Origin of the sequence: Micromonospora sp. NPDC047793 (assembly GCF_040642635.1) — a bacterium.
Taxonomy (GTDB): Bacteria; Actinomycetota; Actinomycetes; order Mycobacteriales; family Micromonosporaceae; genus Micromonospora.
This window is the reverse complement of sequence record NZ_JBEYSG010000006.1, coordinates 17,709-34,673: the sequence shown is the minus strand read 5'-3', so window position 1 is coordinate 34,673 and position 16,965 is coordinate 17,709. Positions and strand designations below refer to the sequence as shown.

The window sequence follows — 16,965 nt, the reverse complement described above, 5'->3', positions numbered from 1 at the left end:
CGCCGACGCCGGCTGGTACGCCTGCCCCGACGTCGCGGACGGGCCTGCCCGGTGCTGCGGGTCGACCATCAGTGCGTCCCCTCCTCGTCGTCGGCCCCGTCGGGCGGGGTCGGCACGCCGGGGGTGACTGCCGGCGGGGTGCGGCCCGGCACGATGCCGGCCCGGTCACCGTAGTCGCGGACCAGCTCGCGCAGGGCCGCTCCGGTGGGACGCCGCCCCGGACGCACGTCACACGTGCCGATCTTGCTCTCCTGGATCAGCACGTTCGGGTCCAGGGTGATGCCGAACAGGTCGTTGGCCGAGTCGCCGGTGACCAGCCCCTCGTACCCGAAGTGGTACGGCAGCCAGAGCTGGTGGATCACCCGCCCGTCCACCCGCAACGGCACGATGCGGTCGGTGACCAGCACCTTCGCCTCGATCACCGCACGGGAGGTGACCAGGTGCGCCCACCCCAGATGGGTCAGCCCGACCAGGTCGGCCAACTCCGGCGACACCTCCACGAACATCTCCGGCTGCAACTCCGCAAGCGGCCGTACGGTGCGGCTCATCCCACCCGCCGTGTGGTGCTCGGTGAGCCGGCTGACCGTGAACACGTACGGGAAGACCTGACTGTGCGGCGCGGGTGGACTCGGGTTCGTCGGGTTGACCGGATGCGCGTACGTCTTGCGGGTCGGGTTGGCCTGCTGCGCGTAGAGCGGATTACGCACCGGCGACTCGGCCGGCTCGTAGTGGGTCGGCAACGGCCCGTCCAGCACACCGCTCGGCGCGTACAACCAGCCCTTCCCGTCGGACTGCATGACGAACGGGTCGTCCCCGGCCAACGCCTCCGGACCGGTGGCGCCCTCCGGCGGCCGGTACGACGGCGGTTTCGTCACCTCGAAGTCCGGCACGTCGCGACCGGTCCAGCGGCCCGCCTCGGCGTCCCACCACACGTAGCGCTTCCGCTCGCTCCACGGTCGCCCCTGCGGATCCGCCGACGCCCGGTTGTAGAGCAGACGGCGGTTCGCCGGCCACGCCCACCCCCACTCGGCGGCCACCCAGTCCTGCTCGTGCCCGGGCCGCCGCCGCGCCGCCTGGTTCACCCCGTCGGCGTACACACCGGTGTAGATCCAACAGCCCACCGCGGTCGTACCGTCGTCGCGGGCCTCGGTGAACGCGGAGAGCGGGCGGCCCGTCACGGTGTCGTACCCGTTGATCTCCCGCAGCACCGCCTCGGCGTCCGGCTCGTCACGCGGGCCGTGCGTGGGGTAGTCCCACGCCAGGTCCAGCAGCGCCCGGTCGCGCGGCAACGACGACCCGGCCAGCTTCTCCCGCAACCGACGCCCCAGGTGATAGAAGAACCACAGCTCGGAGCGGGCGTCGTCGGGCGGCTCGACCGCCTTTTCCCGCCACTGCACCAGCCGCTGGGTCTGGGTGAACGTGCCCTCCTTCTCCACGTGCGAGGCGGCGGGCAGGAAGAACACCTCGGTGCGGCACTCCTGCGGCACGATCTCACCGGTGGCGACCTCCGGACCCCGCTGCCAGAAGGTCGCACTCTCGATCATGAAGAGGTCGCGGACCACCAGCCAGTCCAGGTTCGCCATGCCGAGCCGCTGCGCCCGCCCGTGCGCCGACCCGACCGCCGGGTTCTGCCCGAGCAGGAAGTATCCCTTGATCTTGCCGTCGATCATGTCGAGCACCTGCTGGTAGGTGCCGTGGTCCCCGGTCAGCCGAGGCAGGTAGCCGTAACAGAAGTCGTTCTCCGGCGTCGCCGCGTCCCCCCAGTACGCCTTCAGCAGACTCGCCGCGTACGCGCGGGCGTTGCCCCAGAAGCCCTTCTGCCCCGGATGCCGGATGCCGTCCACCCAGTCGTCGAACGTCACGTGCTTGGCGTGGTGCGGCATCGGCAGATAGCCCGGCAGCAGGTTGAACAACGTCGGGATGTCCGTCGACCCCTGGATGCTGGCGTGCCCGCGCAACGCCAGCACCCCGCCGCCCGGACGGCCCACGTTGCCCAGCAGCAACTGGATGATCGCCCCGGTGCGGATGTACTGCACGCCGACGGTGTGCTGGGTCCACCCCACCGAGTAGATCAGGCACCCGGTCCGCTCCCGGCCCGAGTTCTCCGTCCACGCCCGTGCCAACTCCAGGAACCTCTCCCGGGGCAGGCCACACACCCGCTCCACCATCTCCGGGGTGTAGCGGGCGAAGTGCCGCCTGAGGATCTGGTAGACGCAGCGCGGATGACGCAACGTCTCGTCCCGCTCCGACCGACCCGCCACCGGCGCACCATGCGACTCGTGGCGCAGGCCGGCGGCGGTGTCCCGCTCGTCGGCGGTGCCGCCGCTGCCCGAGTCCTGCTCGTGGCCCGCGTACTGCCAACTGTCCTGCACGTAGCTGCCGCTCTCCGGGTCCCACCCGGAGAACAACCCCTCGGCGTCCTCGGCGTCGACGAAGTCGTCACTGACGATCGTCGCCGCGTTGGTGTACGCCAGCACGTACTCCCGGAAGTCCAACTCGTTGGCGAGGATGTGGTTGACCACCGCACCCAGCAGCACGATGTCCGTACCCGCCCGGATCGGCAGGTACGCGTCGGCCACCGCGCTGGTCCGGGTGAACCGGGGATCGACGTGGAAGACCTTCGCCCCGCGCTTCTTCGCCTCCATCACCCACTGGAAGCCCACCGGATGGGCCTCGGCCATGTTCGAGCCCTGGATGACGATGACGTCAGCGTTCGCCACGTCCTGTTGGAAGACCGTCGCACCACCGCGACCGAAACTGGCCCCCAGACCGGGAACCGTGGCGGAGTGTCAAATCCGGGCCTGGTTCTCGATCTGCAACGCGCCCGCCGCGGTGAACAACTTCTTGATGAGGTAGTTCTCCTCGTTGTCCAACGTCGCCCCACCCAGGCTGGCGAAGCCCAGTGTGCGGTTCAACGGACGCCCCTGCGGGTCGACGTCCTCCCACGTCTGCGCCCGCGCCGCCAACACCCGGTCGGCGATCATGTCCAGCGCGGTGTCGAGGTCCAGGTCCTCCCACTCGGTCCCGTACGGCCGGCGGTACCGCACCGTCGTCTGCCGCAGCGGACTGGTCACCAGGCTCTTGCTGGCCGCGCCCTTCGGACAGAGCCGCCCCCGGGAGATCGGGCTGTCCGGGTCGCCCTCGATCTGCGTCACCCGGCCGTCACGGACGAAGACCCGCTGACCACACCCCACCGCGCAGTACGGGCAGACCGACCTGGCCACCTCGTCGGCGTCCTCGGTGCGGGCGGTGAGCCCGGCGCTGCGCGCCGACTGGGCGGCGGCACCACGGCCCAGCGGGTCGGTGCCGGTGAGCTGCCGGAACACCGGCCACCCCAGCAACACGTCCCGCAGTCCCACGTCCGCCTCCTCGGTCCCCGCTCCGTCCTGACCTTAGGGCAGCGCCGGCGGGGCGGCGAGCGGGGCGGCAGAACCGGCCCGAACGGACGCCGCCCCCGACCCGTCACGGGCCGGGGGCGGCGGTGGGTGTCGGTGTGCAGGTCGCCTCTCGGCGAGTGGCGCGACGCGGCTCCAGCCGAACGGTATTCCGCGACGGCATTTTAGGTGAGGCCCGGGGACACTGGATCACACCGACGCTCGGTACAACCGACCCACACCCTCCCTTGTTCCCCCTCCCCCACATCCCAACCCTGCTGTGTGTGTAAGGAAGGGCCCCCTGCTATCGCCTGGTGTATAGGAAGGGTCCCTTCCTAACATCTCTCCATGGACAGACGCTGCCGGCCGGTACCCGTGGTGGGTACCGGCCGGCAGCGTTCTTGCTCCCCCTTGTGCGAGGAAAGTCTGTTCGGTGTGGGGTCAGCTGTTCCAGTGCTCGGCGACGAGGTCGGCGGCCTGCTGCTCCCACTGGGCGTAGTGATCCGGGAACGCCGACACCTGGACGGTCTGGGCGGCGACGGTCAGGGGCATGTCCTGCCAACCGTCGACCTGCTTCAAACCCTTCAGAAAGGCGAGGGTGGAGTACTCGGGGTCGGTGATCTGCTCCACCGTGCCCCAACCCGAAGAGGGGCGCTGCTGGAACAAGCCCTGCGAATCATGATCGTTGCGGTCACCGAGGTGACCCAGGTTCTCCAACTTCGACTCCTGGAACGCCGTACCGATCGCGATCACGGCGGCACGCTCGTCCATACCGGCCTTCTTCGTCGCCGCGATGATCGCCTTCGCGTTGGCGACCTGCTCGTCGGACAGGTCGATACGCGACTGGGCACCCTGCACACCATGCGGAATCAACTTGCCGCTGTCGGGCTTGTCCGCCTGCACCGCCACCAGCGAACCCGTGACAGGGGTGGCGTCAGCCTGCATGGTCGGGCCGGCGAACACACCACCGGCAAACGCGAGACCGGCAACACCGAGAACGCTCTTACGCAGCAGCTTCGAGTTCATCACAAGCTCCGTTCGGGGGTAGACGCCACCCACAGGGGGATTGAGAGTGACGCGAACGCCGTCAGGCGCTAGAAGAAGAGGAAATCCGACGGCAACACGGGCCCGAGAAGGGGATCAGCGGATCCGGCTTTGCGGCGTCGGGTCAATACACAACCACCTGGCAGCCCGCATCATTCCCCGGCCATCCACCAGCCTGTCGCGGCGCCGGGACCAGGTATAACCACCGACCGAGCCAAGCCATTCCGACACCCGCCCGCCACCAACCCGGCGGAGCGAGAATCCGTCGGCCACCCTACGCGGGAGCGAGAATCCGTTGGCCACCAGCCTGCGCGGGGTGAGGTCCTACGCGGTCAGCCACGCGGTTACAACGCCCCGACCCCACCCCGGATTCCACCCAACCCCCACCCACGCGCATCCGATAACCGGACATTCGACGCAGCAGGCGGAGGTTGGCACATCCGTCGCGGCTGCCGTACCGCCGCGCGGGTTCGGCCAGGCCGGTAGGGGGCGTCGGACGGTCCGGGAGAGCGGCGTTTCGGCAGGTGGACCAAAGTCGTGGGTCCGGTATGGGATGGGCTGGGGTTACCCTGACAGCATGCAGGCGGTCTCCCCCACCACGTCCGGCGTGGCCTTTCTGGCCCGACCCGGGCGCCCCACGCTGGTGACCGGGACGTTGACCGAGCTGCGCGGGCCCACCCGGGGCGTGGTCGAGCTACCGGTACGCCTGATGTGGTGCGCCGACCGCGCCTTCGACCTGGCCGACCCCGACCAGGTGCTCTGGATGTACGAGAACGTCCTGCGGGAGACCACCAACGTCGACGACCTGCGCAGTCTCGTCGACGGCCGGACGTTGCGGCGCGTGTGGCGACAGTTGAACCTGCCACGGGGCGTACGGCTGGCCTGGGAGACCCGGCATCGGGGTCTCCGATCGGCGTGACCGGCCCGCACCCGCACGAGTTCTATCGCGAGGTGGCCCGGGTGGCGCTGGACGTCGCCGGGCCGCACCGCTTCGTCCTCGGCGGCGGGGTCGCGTGGGCGGCGTACGGGCTGGTCACCCGACCCACCGAGGACGTCGACCTGTTCGCGGACGTGGAGGGCGCGGCGGCGGCGGCTGCGGCCGGGGTACGGGCGGCGCTGGAGGCGGCCGGGTTCGAGGTGGTCGACGCGGACCCGGACAGTGACCTCGGCGGCCTGTTCGAGGGCTTCGACCGGGACATGCGGGACTTCGTGGTCGCCCGGGACGGCCGGCAGATCCGGCTCAGCCTGGCCCGCTTGGACCGGCACCGCAGTCCGGTGGTGATGGAGTTCGGGCCGGTGATGGACGTGCGCGATCTGATCGCCAACAAGACCGCCGCCCTGGTCAACCGGCGGGAGGTACGCGACTACATCGACGTCGCCTCCGCGTTGGAACACCGGTCCGTCGGCGAACTGTTGGCGTTGGCCCGGCAACTCGACCCGGCCCTCGACGACGAGGACGTACGCGAGGCCGGGCACTACCTCGACCGAATCCCGGACGGGCGGTTCGCCCGGTACGGGCTCGGCCCGGCCGACATCGCCCGGATCCGCCGACACCTGGCCGCCTGGCCCCGCTGACCCACCTGGCGGCGGCGCGCCCACGCCCAGCGGGGCGGACGGGCGGGCACCGGCGCGCGACCGTGCCAGCGGGGCGACGGCGGTGGTGGCTTGTGCGTTAGGAAGGGTCCCCTGCTATGCACGAGGCGTTAGCAGGGGACCCTTCCTTGCGTCCTCACTTGGTGAAGCGACCACCCGTGACGCCGAGGATCTCGCCGGTGACGTAGCTCGACTCCTGCGAAGCGAAGAAGACGAACGCGGGCGCCAACTCGGCGGGCTGACCGGCCCGGCCGACCGGCGTGTCCTGACCGAACTGCTCCACCTTCTCCTTCGGCATGGTCGCCGGGATCAACGGGGTCCAGATCGGGCCCGGCGCGACCGCGTTCACCCGGATGCCCCGGTCCACCACGTCGGCGGCGAGCGCCTTGGTGAAGTTCGCGATCGCCGCCTTGGTGGTGGCGTAGTCCAGCAACTGCGGCGACGGGTCGAACGCCTGGATCGACGAGGTGTTGATGATCGTCGCGCCGTCGCCCATGTGCGGCAGGGCCGCCTTGCACAGCCAGAACATCGCGTACACGTTGGTCTTGAAGACCCGGTCGAACTGCTCGGTGCTGATGCCCGCGATGCCCTTCTCCTGGGCCATCTGGTACGCCGCGTTGTTGACCAGGATGTCGATGCCGCCGAGGTCGCTCACCGCCCGCTCGATCAACGTCTCGCAGTTGCGTTCGTCGGCGATGTCGCCGCGGATCGCGATCCCCCTCCGGCCGGCGGCCTCGATCAGCCGTACGGTCTCCTGCGCGTCGGCGTCCTCCTCCTCGCCGAGGTACGAGATCAGCACGTCCGCGCCCTCCCGGGCGTAGGCGATCGCCACCGCCCGGCCGATGCCGGAGTCACCGCCGGTGATCAGCGCCTTCTTGCCGTCGAGCTTGCCGGTCCCCCGGTACGTCTTCTCGCCGTGGTCCGGCTCGGGGGCCATGTCGTCGGTCCGCCCCGGCGGCGACTGCTGCTGGCGTGGCTGACCCGACTGCTGGCCGTACTGCTCGGTCGGGTCCTGCGGGGTGTGCTGGTTCTCGCTCACGGGTGTCTCCTCGGTGCGCCGGCTGTTGTCCTCACCGATCGCCCTACCCGCCGTCGGTGGCCGGAAACAGCCGCGCACTGATGAGACTGCTGTGCCTCCCGATGGCCCCTGGGGCGTCGCTTCGGTCGGTGGTGGCCGTCACCACGGCTAGAGCATCCTAGGATCCTGGTAGAAAGGGGATCAGGTGGACGTGCGCGGACGGGGCAGCCGGGCGGCTACCGCCAGGGCCACCCGCACCGGCTTCTGGGCCACCAGCTCGTCGAAATCGGCCCCGCCCCGGCAGAACCGGGTGAACGCCCGCCAGCCGGGCGGCGTCGCGATCGCCGCGTGCAGGATCTCCGGACGTCGGGCGAACGCGGCGAGCAGGCGGTACCCGGCCCGCATCGACGGCACCAGCCGCTGCGTCACCGCCCGCTCGTAGCCGGCCAGATCGTCGTCGGCGACCGCGTCACCGGCCAGCTCACCGGAGCGCAGGGCGTAGCTGATCCCCTCCCGGGTCCAGGGTTCCAGCAGCCCGGCGGCGTCCCCGGCGACCAGCACCCGATCCCGCCGCAGCGGCGAGTCCTCCGCCCGGCACCGCGTCAGGTGCCCCGAGTCGTGCGCCGGACGGATCCCGGCCAGGCCCAGCCGGTCCACGAACCGGCGCAGGTACTCGCGGGTGCGGTCCCCCTCGCCCCGCCCCGCGATCACCCCGACCGTCAACCGGTCGCCTTTGGGGAAGAGCCAGCCGTACGACCCCGGCAGCGGACCCCAGTCGAGCAGCACCCGGTGTCGCCACCGCTCCTGCTCCGTCGGCGGCACCGGCAACTCCACCTCCAACCCGAGATCCACCTGCCGGTACCGCACCCCGACATGTCGGCCACTGACCCCCGAGGAGCCGTCGGCACCGACCACGGTCCGGGCCAGCACCGTGTCGCCGTCGGCCAGCCGCAGGCGTACGACCTCGGGGGTCTGGTCGAGCGCGCGGACCGCGACCCGCTCGCGGACCTCGGCGCCGGCGGCCACCGCGGCGGCCCGCAACCGGTCGTCGAACTCCTCCCGCCGCACCATGCTCACCAGCGGACCGTCCCGGTGCCGGCGGGTGAGCGCGCGTCGCCCGTCCAGGGTGAAGGTGACCCGGTCGACGGCGTCGTGGGCGGGCACCTCGATCCGACCGGCCACGGCGGCGAGCGAGACGCCCGTGAGGCCACCGCCGCACGTCTTGTACCGGGGGTGCGCAGCGCGTTCGAGGACCAGCGTGCGGACCCCTCGCCGGGCGGCGGTGTAGGCGGCGGAGAGGCCGGCGGGACCGCCGCCGATCACCACGAGTTCCCAGACGGTCACGGCAGCAGCCTAGGTGAGCCGCCGCGTCGCCAGGGGGCGGCGCGCCACCGGCCGACCGGGGCGCATCTTCGGCGCCGCGCCGGGTAAGCGCGCCCGGCAGACCGCCCGCGACCGGCGGTCGGAGCCCAAGGAGGAAACCATGCAGGAGGTCCAGCTGTCGGACGTCGAGGCTCGGGTGTACGACGCGGTGGCGGCCCTGGAGGTACGCGGACAGGTCCCCTACCCCGACCTGATCGCCCAGGAGTGCGGCCTGACCGAGGAGGAGTTGCAGACCACGCTGCACCTGCTCACGGAGAAGAACCTGCTCCACCGGGAGGACTCGCCGATGGCCGGGCTCGACTTCGGCCCGCGCTTCTGCGCCCAGCAGCTCACCTGACGGCGTGGCTCCCGCACCGGGCGCGACAGGGGGGCGATGAGCGCCACCGGCACCGACACGTACGACGACCGGCGACGGTGGCGGGCCCTGGGCGTCGGGCTGGTCGCGGCGTTCATGACGCTGCTCGACATCAGCATCGTCAACGTGGCCATCCCCTCGTTGGACCGGGCCCTGGGCGCCGGGCCGAGCGACCTGCAGTGGGTGCTCTCCGGGTACGCGTTGACCTTCGGCCTGGTGCTGGTGCCGGCCGGTCGGTTCGGCGACGTGCACGGCCGACGCAACGCCTTCGTGTTCGGCATCGCCCTGTTCACCGTGACCAGCGCCGTCGCCGGACTCGCCCAGTCACCCGGCTGGCTGGTCGCCGCCCGACTGCTCCAGGGTGCCGCCGCCGGTCTGGTGAACCCGCAGGTGACCGGCCTCATCCAGCAGCTGTTCCAGGGTCCGGAACGGGCCCGGCCGTTCGGGCTGCTCGGCGCCACCATCGGCATCTCCACCGCGGTCGGCCCGTTGCTCGGCGGCCTGCTGATCGCCGCCGGTGGCCCCGAACACGGCTGGCGGTGGGTCTTCTTCGTCAACGTGCCGGTCGGCATCGTCGCGGTGATCCTCGGCTGGCGGCTGCTGCCCCGCCACCCGATCGGTCAGGTGGTACGCCGTCGCGCCGACCCGATCGGCGTGGTGCTGCTCGGTGTCGGCGTGACCCTGGTGCTGCTGCCGCTGGTCCAGCGGGAACAGTGGCACGGCCCGGCCAAGTGGCTACTGCTCCCCGCCGGCCTGGTCACCCTGGTCGGCTTCGCGCTCTGGGAGCGGCGGTACGCACGCCAGGGTCCACCCCTGTTCGACATCCGCCTCTTCACCCGCCAGTCGTACGCGCTGGGTTCCCTGATCGCGTTGATCTACTTCGGTGGCTTCACCGCGATCTTCTTCATCTTCACGCTGTACCTGCAGAACGGACGCGGCTACAGTGCGCTGGTCGCCGGACTGGCGATCACACCGTTCGCCCTCGGGTCGGCCGTCGCCTCGGCCGTCGGCGGGCGGATCGTCAACCGCTACGGTCGGCCGCTGGTCGCCGTCGGGCTGCTCGCCGTGGTGGTCGGCCTCGGCCTGGTGGCGCTCGCCATCGAGCTGGCGCCGCACGCGCCCGTCCCCTGGGTGACCGCCGCACCGCTGCTGCTGGCCGGGCTGGGCAGCGGCCTGGTGATCGCCCCGAACCAGACACTGACCCTGGCGCAGGTGCCGGTGCCGCAGGCGGGCAGCGGTGCGGGGATGCTCCAGACCGGTCAGCGCATCGGCTCGGCGGCCGGGATCGCCGCCGTCGGCGCGGTCTTCTTCTCGGTCGTGGCCAGCGGGGACAACGCCTGGTCGAAAGCCTTCGAGCGGTCCCTGCTCGTGTCCGCCGGCATCATCGCCCTGGCACTGCTCGTAGCCCTCGTCGACATCGCCCGTCATCATCGCCGTGGTCGGATGTAAGCAGGGGTCCCCTGCTAACGCCTGGTGTATAGCAGGGGACCCCTGCTTACATCCCACCCCGCCGTACACCGCAAGTCGTGCGGGGATCCGGGGCGCGGGACAGACGCTGCCGGCCGGTACCCATGGTGGGTACCGGCCGGCAGCATTCTTGCTCCCCCTTGTGCGAGGAAAGTCTGTTCGGTGTGGGGTCAGCTGTTCCAGTGCTCGGCGACCAGATCAGCGGCCTGCTGCTCCCACTGCGCGTAGTGATCCGGGAACGCCGACACCTGCACCGTCTGCGCCGCCACCGTCAACGGCATGTCCTGCCAACCGTCGACCTGCTTCAAACCCTTCAGAAACGCCAGGGTCGAGTACTCGGGGTCGGTGATCTGCTCCACCGTGCCCCAACCCGAGGACGGACGCTGCTGGAACAAACCCTGCGAATCATGATCGTTGCGGTCACCCAGATGACCCAGATTCTCCAACTTCGACTCCTGAAACGCCGTACCGATCGCGATCACCGCGGCACGCTCATCCATACCAGCCTTCTTCGTCGCCGCAATGATCGCCTTCGCGTTGCCGACCTGCTCATCGTCCAGATCGATACGCGACTGGGCACCCTGCACACCATGCGGAATCAACCTGCCGGAGTCCGGCTTGTCCGCCTGCACCGCCACCAACGAACCCGTGACAGGAGCGGCGTCCACCTGCCCGATCGGACCAGCGAACACACCACCAGCAAACGCCAGACCAGCAACACCAAGAACACTCTTACGCAACAGCTTCGAGTTCATCACAAGCTCCATCCGGGGGAAGACGCCACCCACAAGGGGATCGAGAGTGACGCAAACGCCGTCAGGCGCTAGAAGAAAGGGGAAATCCGACGTACCAGGGGTCCGAGAAGGGGAATCAGCGGATCCGGCTTTGCGGCGTCGGGTCAATACACAACCACCTGGCAGCCCGCATCATTCCCAGGCCATCCGGAAGCCTGACGCGGCACCGGAACCAGGTATAACCACCGACCGGGCCAGGTCATTCCGACACCCGCCCGCCACCAATCCGGCGGAGCGAGAATCCGTCGGCCACCCTGCGCGGGAGCGAGAATTCGTCCGCGACCTGCCCGGCGAATGCGGTCCTGCGCGGTCAGCCACACGACTACAACGCCCCGACCCCACCCCGGATTCCACCCAACCCCCACCCACCCGCATCCAACAAACGGACATTCAGCGCAAACAGCGCGCCAGCCCATCTCCGCCGCCGCCCGCCTTGCGCGCCAACCCCGTTGATCAAGAAGTTTTGGTGCAAGCACGACAGGAATCGCGACGCAAACCTCTTGATCAACGCGATCTGCGCGATCAACGCGATCAACGCGATCTGCGCGATCTGCGCGATCAACGCGATCTGCGCGATCAACGCGATCTGCGATCTGCGCGGTGCGGCGGAGGGGCACCGCTCGCCGACCAGGCCGCGCGGAGGGCGACACCGGGTGGGGGGACGGGAACGGCCGGCCCCGGATCGGGGCCGGCCGTGGTGGCGAAGCGGGTCACCAGAGCTGGGTGACGATGTCCGCCGACTGCTCCTCCCACTGGGCGTAGTGGAACGGGTACGCCGAGACCTGCACCGTCTGTGCGGCCGTGGTCAACGGCAGGTCCTGCCAGCCGCCGACGTTCTTGAGGGCCTCGAAGAACACCGTCGAGGAGTACTCGGGGTCGGTGATCTGGTCCACGCTGCCCCAGCCGGTCGACGGGCGCTGCTGGAACAGGCCCTGGGAGTCGTGGTCGTTGTACGCGCCCAGGTGGCCGAGGTTGTAGAGCTTCGACTCCTGCAGTGCGGTGGCGATGCCGATCACCGCGCCTCGCTCGCCGACGCCGGTGTCCTTGGCGACCTCGATGATGGTCTTGGCGTTCTGGCGCTGCGCGTTGTCGAGGGGTACCCGCGACTGGGCGCCCTGCACACCGTGCGGGATCAGGTCGTCGCGGCTCGGCTTGCCGGGGCGGGGCTTGTCCGTGGTGCCGCCGGTGGTCAGGCCGGACTCGACCGTGGCGCCGGTGGAGTGGCGACCGGTGGCCTTGTCGATGGCGGCCACGGCGCCCTGGTGCGGGCCGGTGGTGATCGGCGCGGCCACGGCGGTGGGGCCGAGGGCCAGCCCGGTGAGGGCGGTCACGCCCACCACGCTGAGGGTGGTCTTCCGGTTCGGTTTCGTCGCGATGGCCGGGAGCCATCGAGTGAAGTCCAGCTTCACGATGGTTGCCCTTTCGATCGTACGAGCCGCTCGGGGTGAGCCGCTCTCGGGGGAAACTGCCGCCGGTCGGGGTGTGGGTGCCGGCGCTATGGGGAACACAACCCGCCCGACGTGTCGGTCATTCCAGGCATGCCCGACTTGCCCCGCACCGTGGCCCAGGTCACCTATCGCGCCAGGACCTCAGGTGCCGGAGCGGACGGAGGACTCAGACGTCGTACGGGGTGCCGAAGCGGACCAGGACGTGCCAGAGCTGCTTGAGGTGTTGCAGCGTCTCGGCCGTGGACCCGCGATCGGCCCAGCGGCCGGGGTCGGTGACCACCGAGGCGGCGGCCCGTCCGATCAGCGCGGCGTGCACCGGCTCCCCCGACCCGGCGAACTCGGCGTGCACGCGGGCGGCCAACGGCGGGATCACCGGCCCACGGAACTCGGCGTCGACCTGGTCCACCGGCAGCGCGAACCCAGCGTGCCAGCGCAGCGGGAAACCGTACCGCTCGGCGGCGACCGCGAGGGTGACGCCGGTGGCGGTGCCACGGAACGAGGGGTCGACCACCAGTTCGCACACGTCCCGGGCCAGCGTGACCGGCCCGTGGACCTGCGCCTCGACGTAGTCGTCCAGCGCCCGGCCGGCGGTGCGGGGCACGGTGTCGACGTGCGCGCGTCGGCGCAGCAGCTCCTCGACGAGGGTCGACACGTCCGTGCCCGGCCGCCCCAGCGTGCTGCCGGTGTCTGCGGTCGTGGCGAGCAGCGCCGCCAGCACCGGTTCGACAACGTCGACGGTGCCGACGTCCCGTGGGCCGAGGTGGCTGTCGCCGACACAGAAGGTGGTGCGGGTCAGCACCTCGGGGCGCAGCCGCAGGTGGCAGGAGCCGAAGCGCGGGCACGCGCCGTCCGGGTGGTCCAGCAGGTTCAGGCCGCCGTACTTCGGGCGGTCCCCCGGGCGCACACCCCGTCGCTGGTACGCGCCGCCGAAGAGTCGCCGTTCCCAGCGGTCCCGGTCGCCGCCCGGGTACGCGCTGAGCCCGCCGTTGGAGATGCCCGTCTCGAACTGGCTGCGGTAGACGCCCTCGGTGGCGAGCGCCTCGGCCACCGTGCGCCCGTCGGCGAGCAGCCGGTCGGGATGGAAGTTGAGCGTCACGCGCCCGCCTCGGCCGAACGCGGCGACCAGTCGTTCCGGATCGTGCCGGACGCCGCTGCCGGCCAGCGCCCGACCGATCCGGGCCAGCGCGGCGGGACGGTCATCCAGCGCCACCTGCCGGACGTGGCGCACCGCCGCGCGCTGGGCGGCGGTCAGCGCGGCGCGGGGGACGGACGGCATCCGCCGAGTGTGGCCAGGACGACGGGTCGACGCCAACCCGTAACCGGCCGCAGGGGCAGCGAGGCCACCCCTGCGGCCGTCAGGTCAGTGGCCCCGGGCCAGCCACTCGGGGAGCTGCGGAGCCTCCGCGCCGATGGTGGTGCTGTCGCCGTGACCGGTGTGCACGACGGTCTGCGGCGGCAGCGTGAGCAGCCGGTCCCGGATCGAGTCGACGATGGTGCCGAAGTCGCTGTACGAGCGGCCGGTGGCGCCCGGTCCGCCGGCGAAGAGGGTGTCGCCGGTGAACACCACGTCGAGGTCGGCGGCGTACAGGCAGCAGGCGCCGGGACTGTGTCCGGGGGTGTGCAGCACGGTCAGCGGGGTGCCGGCCACCGTGATCGTCTCGCCGTCGGCGAGCTCACCGGCGGGCGGCTCGTCGGGGTGCACCATGTCCCAGAGCACCCGGTCGGCGGGGTGCAGCAGCACGGGCGCACCGGTGACGCGGGAGAGTTCCGGGGCCACGCGGACGTGGTCGTCGTGGGCGTGGGTGGCGACGATCGCGGTGACCCGGCGGCCGGCGACCACGGCGAGGATCGCCTCCACGTCGTGCGGGGCGTCGACGACGACGCATTCGGTGTCGTCGCCGATCACCCAGACGTTGTTGTCGACGTCGAAGGTCTGCCCGTCCAGGGAGAAGGTGCCGGAGGTGACGGTGTGGTCGATGCGGGCGGCCATCAGAAGACCACCACCGAGCGGAGCACGTCGCCGCGGTGCATCCGGGCGAACGCCTCCTCGACGCCGTCGAGCGGGATCTCCTCGGTGACGAAGGCGTCGAGGTCGAGGCGGCCCTGGAGGTAGAGCTCGGTCAGCATCGGGAAGTCGCGGCTGGGCAGGCAGTCGCCGTACCAGCTGGACTTGAGCGCCCCGCCCCGGCCGAAGACGTCCAGCAGCGGCAGTTCGACCCGCATGTCGGGCGTGGGTACGCCGACCAGCACGACGGTGCCGGCCAGGTCACGGGCGTAGAAGGCCTGTTTCCAGGTCTCCGGCCGACCGACGGCGTCGATCACCACGTCGGCGCCGAAGCCGCCGGTGGCGGCCTGGATCTCGGCCACCGGGTCGGTCTCGGAGGCGTTGACGGTGTGGGTGGCGCCGAAGCGGCGGGCCCAGTCGAGCTTGCGGGAGTCGGTGTCCACCGCGATGATCGTGGTCGCTCCGGCCAGGGCGGCACCGGCGACGGCCGCGTCCCCGACGCCCCCGCAGCCGATCACGGCCACCGAGTCGCCCCGGGTCACGTTGCCGGTGTTCATGGCCGCGCCGAGACCGGCCATCACACCGCAGCCGAGCAGCCCGACGGCGGCCGGGCGGGCCGCCGGGTCCACCTTGGTGCACTGGCCGGCGTGCACCAGCGTCTTCTCGGCGAACGCGCCGATGCCCAGGGCCGGGGCGAGTTCGGTGCCGTCGACCAGGGTCATCTTCTGTGCGGCGTTGTGGGTGGCGAAGCAGTACCAGGGGCGACCCCGCCGGCAGGCCCGGCAGACGCCGCAGACGGCCCGCCAGTTGAGGATCACGAAATCGCCGGGGGCGACCGCGTCGACTCCGGCACCGACCTGTTCGACGATGCCCGCCGCCTCGTGGCCGAGCAGGAACGGGTAGTCGTCGTTGATGCCGCCCTCGCGGTAGTGCAGGTCGGTGTGGCAGACCCCGCAGGACTGCACGCGTACCACCGCCTCGCCGGGCCCGGGGTCGGGCACGACGATGTCGGTGACCTCGACGGGCGCGCCCTTGCTCCGCGAGATGACTCCCTTGACCTGCTGGCTCACGCTTTCCTCCTCGTCCGCACCGACGCGAAGCGCCGCCGCCGTTGCGCCGCGACGTCGCCGGTGGGGCGGCGACGCGCGCGGTCACTCCCGCTGGCGAACCTACCTGCGGGCGGGCGGCTGGGCACAGCTTCGGCGCGGCTTGCCGCCGGTCGGTGCCCGCCCTGGTCGCGGCGGGCGGCGTTGCGCCAGCGCAGCACCTGCACCACGCCGACGGCCCAGAGCACGTACTGCACCGAGAAGGCCCAGCGGTACGCGGTCAGGTCGGGGGCGGCCCGGCCCGCCGGGGTGACCAGGTCCAGCACCACGCCGATGGTGAGCACCAGGGTGATCGAGGCGACGAAACCGCCGACGTTGACGATGCCGGCGGCGCTGCCGAGGCGGCTGACCGGGTTGAAGGTCCGGGCGTAGTCGAGACCGATCATCGAGCCGGGGCCGCTGAGGGCCAGCACCAGCACCAGCGTGACCAGCAGCCAGCCGGGTGCCCGTCCCGGCCAGGCGAGCAGCACCGTCCAGACGGTGGCGGTGACGCCGACGACGGCGAAGACCAGCACCGAACGGTGGTGCGGGTGGCGGGCGCACAGATGCGCGACCAGCGGCGCGGTCAGCAGCATCCCCAACGTCAGGACGGTGAGCAGGGAGGCGGCGGTGGTCGGGCTGAGGCCCTGCCCCTGCACCAGGAACGGGAAGCCCCAGAGCAACGCGAAGACGGTGCCGGAGAACTGCGTGACGAAGTGGGTCCAGAGCCCGAGCCGGGTGCCCGGGTGCGCCCAGGCGGCGGCGAGCCGCCCGCCGACCGGGGCGGGGGTGGACACGGCGGGCCGATGCGGGGTGTCCCGGACGGCGGCGACCACCACCAGCAGCACGGCCGCGCCACCGCCGGCGGCGGTCAGGAAGGCGGTGGTCCAGCCGGTGTGGTGCAGCAGCGTCACCAGCGGTACGGCGGCCAGCACCGCACCGAGTTGGCCGAGTGTGCCGGTCAACTGGATCAGCAGCGGGTTGCGGCGGCCCGGGAACCAGAACGCGACCAGGCGCAGCACGCTGATGAAGCTCATCGCGTCGCCGAGACCGATCAGGACGCGGGCGGCCACCGCGAGGCGTACGTCGGCGACCAGGGCGAAGGCGAGTTGACCGGCGACCATCAGAAGACCGCCGGTGATCAGGAGCCGGCGCGAGCCGTACCGGTCGAGGAGCATCCCGACCGGCACCTGCATCACCGCGTACACGGCGAGTTGCGCGACGGTGAGGGTGGCCAGCGTGGCGGCGCTGATGTCGAAGCGTTGCGCCGCCTCCACGCCGGTCACGCCGAGGGAGGTGCGATGGAAGATCGCCGCGACGTACGCGCTGAGCGCCGCACCCCAGACGAGCATGGCCCGGCCGGGCGGTGCCGGGAGCGGGGCCGGGGCGCTCACGAGGG

The 16,965-nt window shown here is 71.3% G+C and carries 15 protein-coding genes; 4 read left to right on the top strand and 11 right to left on the bottom strand.

Annotated features, from left to right (window positions below):
- Positions 1 to 68: 68 nt before the first annotated feature.
- Positions 69 to 3,359, bottom strand: coding sequence for a formate dehydrogenase (fdh, locus tag ABZ738_RS14600; protein ID WP_357213417.1), 3,291 nt, complete (start codon positions 3,357 to 3,359; stop codon positions 69 to 71).
- Positions 3,360 to 3,815: 456 nt separating this feature from the next.
- Positions 3,816 to 4,400 carry a hypothetical protein gene (locus ABZ738_RS14595; protein ID WP_131052209.1) on the bottom strand — a complete coding sequence of 195 codons (585 nt, stop codon included), beginning with the start codon at positions 4,398 to 4,400 and terminating at the stop codon, positions 3,816 to 3,818.
- 595 nt (positions 4,401 to 4,995) lie between these two features.
- Here ABZ738_RS14595 and ABZ738_RS14590 point away from each other — a divergent pair.
- Together ABZ738_RS14590 and ABZ738_RS14585 are read left to right on the top strand one after the other, a co-directional pair.
- On the top strand, positions 4,996 to 5,337 hold the full coding sequence (locus ABZ738_RS14590; protein ID WP_176094172.1) for a hypothetical protein: 342 nt from the start codon (positions 4,996 to 4,998) through the stop codon (positions 5,335 to 5,337).
- Entirely contained in the window at positions 5,334 to 5,993 is a 660-nt protein-coding gene (locus ABZ738_RS14585; RefSeq protein WP_236146007.1) for a nucleotidyl transferase AbiEii/AbiGii toxin family protein, read from the top strand. Before ABZ738_RS14590 ends, ABZ738_RS14585 begins: the two co-directional genes overlap by 4 nt.
- Before the next feature lie 154 nt (positions 5,994 to 6,147).
- On the opposite strand, the gene ABZ738_RS14580 is transcribed toward ABZ738_RS14585, so the two are convergent.
- Both ABZ738_RS14580 and ABZ738_RS14575 read right to left on the bottom strand, forming a co-directional pair.
- The gene (locus ABZ738_RS14580; protein ID WP_131057014.1) at positions 6,148 to 7,050 is read right to left on the bottom strand and encodes an SDR family oxidoreductase; all 903 of its coding nucleotides are present in this window, start codon (positions 7,048 to 7,050) and stop codon (positions 6,148 to 6,150) included.
- A 180-nt stretch (positions 7,051 to 7,230) separates the two neighbouring features.
- The gene (locus tag ABZ738_RS14575; RefSeq protein WP_357213412.1) at positions 7,231 to 8,373 is read right to left on the bottom strand and encodes a geranylgeranyl reductase family protein; all 1,143 of its coding nucleotides are present in this window, start codon (positions 8,371 to 8,373) and stop codon (positions 7,231 to 7,233) included.
- 139 nt (positions 8,374 to 8,512) lie between these two features.
- On the opposite strand from ABZ738_RS14575, the gene ABZ738_RS14570 reads away from it, so the two are divergent.
- Both ABZ738_RS14570 and ABZ738_RS14565 read left to right on the top strand, forming a co-directional pair.
- Positions 8,513 to 8,749, top strand: coding sequence for a hypothetical protein (locus tag ABZ738_RS14570; protein WP_131056169.1), 237 nt, complete (start codon positions 8,513 to 8,515; stop codon positions 8,747 to 8,749).
- A gap of 36 nt (positions 8,750 to 8,785) precedes the next feature.
- Positions 8,786 to 10,216, top strand: a complete 1,431-nt coding sequence (locus ABZ738_RS14565; RefSeq protein WP_357213408.1) for an MFS transporter — start codon at positions 8,786 to 8,788, stop codon at positions 10,214 to 10,216.
- Positions 10,217 to 10,404: 188 nt separating this feature from the next.
- Here ABZ738_RS14565 and ABZ738_RS14560 read toward each other — a convergent pair whose 3' ends face one another.
- The 7 genes from ABZ738_RS14560 to ABZ738_RS14530 all read right to left on the bottom strand — a co-directional run bounded on the left by ABZ738_RS14560 (position 10,405) and on the right by ABZ738_RS14530 (position 16,960).
- Complete coding sequence (locus ABZ738_RS14560) at positions 10,405 to 10,989, bottom strand: hypothetical protein (protein ID WP_357213405.1); 585 nt, start codon at positions 10,987 to 10,989, stop codon at positions 10,405 to 10,407.
- A gap of 361 nt (positions 10,990 to 11,350) precedes the next feature.
- The gene (locus ABZ738_RS14555; protein WP_357213403.1) at positions 11,351 to 11,608 is read right to left on the bottom strand and encodes a hypothetical protein; all 258 of its coding nucleotides are present in this window, start codon (positions 11,606 to 11,608) and stop codon (positions 11,351 to 11,353) included.
- A 130-nt stretch (positions 11,609 to 11,738) separates the two neighbouring features.
- Positions 11,739 to 12,437 carry a hypothetical protein gene (locus tag ABZ738_RS14550; RefSeq protein WP_131056163.1) on the bottom strand — a complete coding sequence of 233 codons (699 nt, stop codon included), beginning with the start codon at positions 12,435 to 12,437 and terminating at the stop codon, positions 11,739 to 11,741.
- 205 nt (positions 12,438 to 12,642) lie between these two features.
- Positions 12,643 to 13,752, bottom strand: a complete 1,110-nt coding sequence (locus tag ABZ738_RS14545; RefSeq protein WP_357213400.1) for a DUF3626 domain-containing protein — start codon at positions 13,750 to 13,752, stop codon at positions 12,643 to 12,645.
- Between the two features lie 84 nt (positions 13,753 to 13,836).
- A complete protein-coding gene (locus tag ABZ738_RS14540; RefSeq protein ID WP_357213397.1) occupies positions 13,837 to 14,466 on the bottom strand; it encodes an MBL fold metallo-hydrolase in 630 nt (209 codons plus the stop codon).
- Complete coding sequence (locus ABZ738_RS14535) at positions 14,466 to 15,551, bottom strand: S-(hydroxymethyl)mycothiol dehydrogenase (protein ID WP_131056503.1); 1,086 nt, start codon at positions 15,549 to 15,551, stop codon at positions 14,466 to 14,468. Before ABZ738_RS14535 ends, ABZ738_RS14540 begins: the two co-directional genes overlap by 1 nt.
- A complete protein-coding gene (locus tag ABZ738_RS14530) occupies positions 15,548 to 16,960 on the bottom strand; it encodes an MFS transporter (RefSeq protein ID WP_357213394.1) in 1,413 nt (470 codons plus the stop codon). The genes ABZ738_RS14535 and ABZ738_RS14530 overlap by 4 nt, the downstream gene beginning before the upstream one ends.
- Between the last annotated feature and the right edge of the window lie 5 nt (positions 16,961 to 16,965).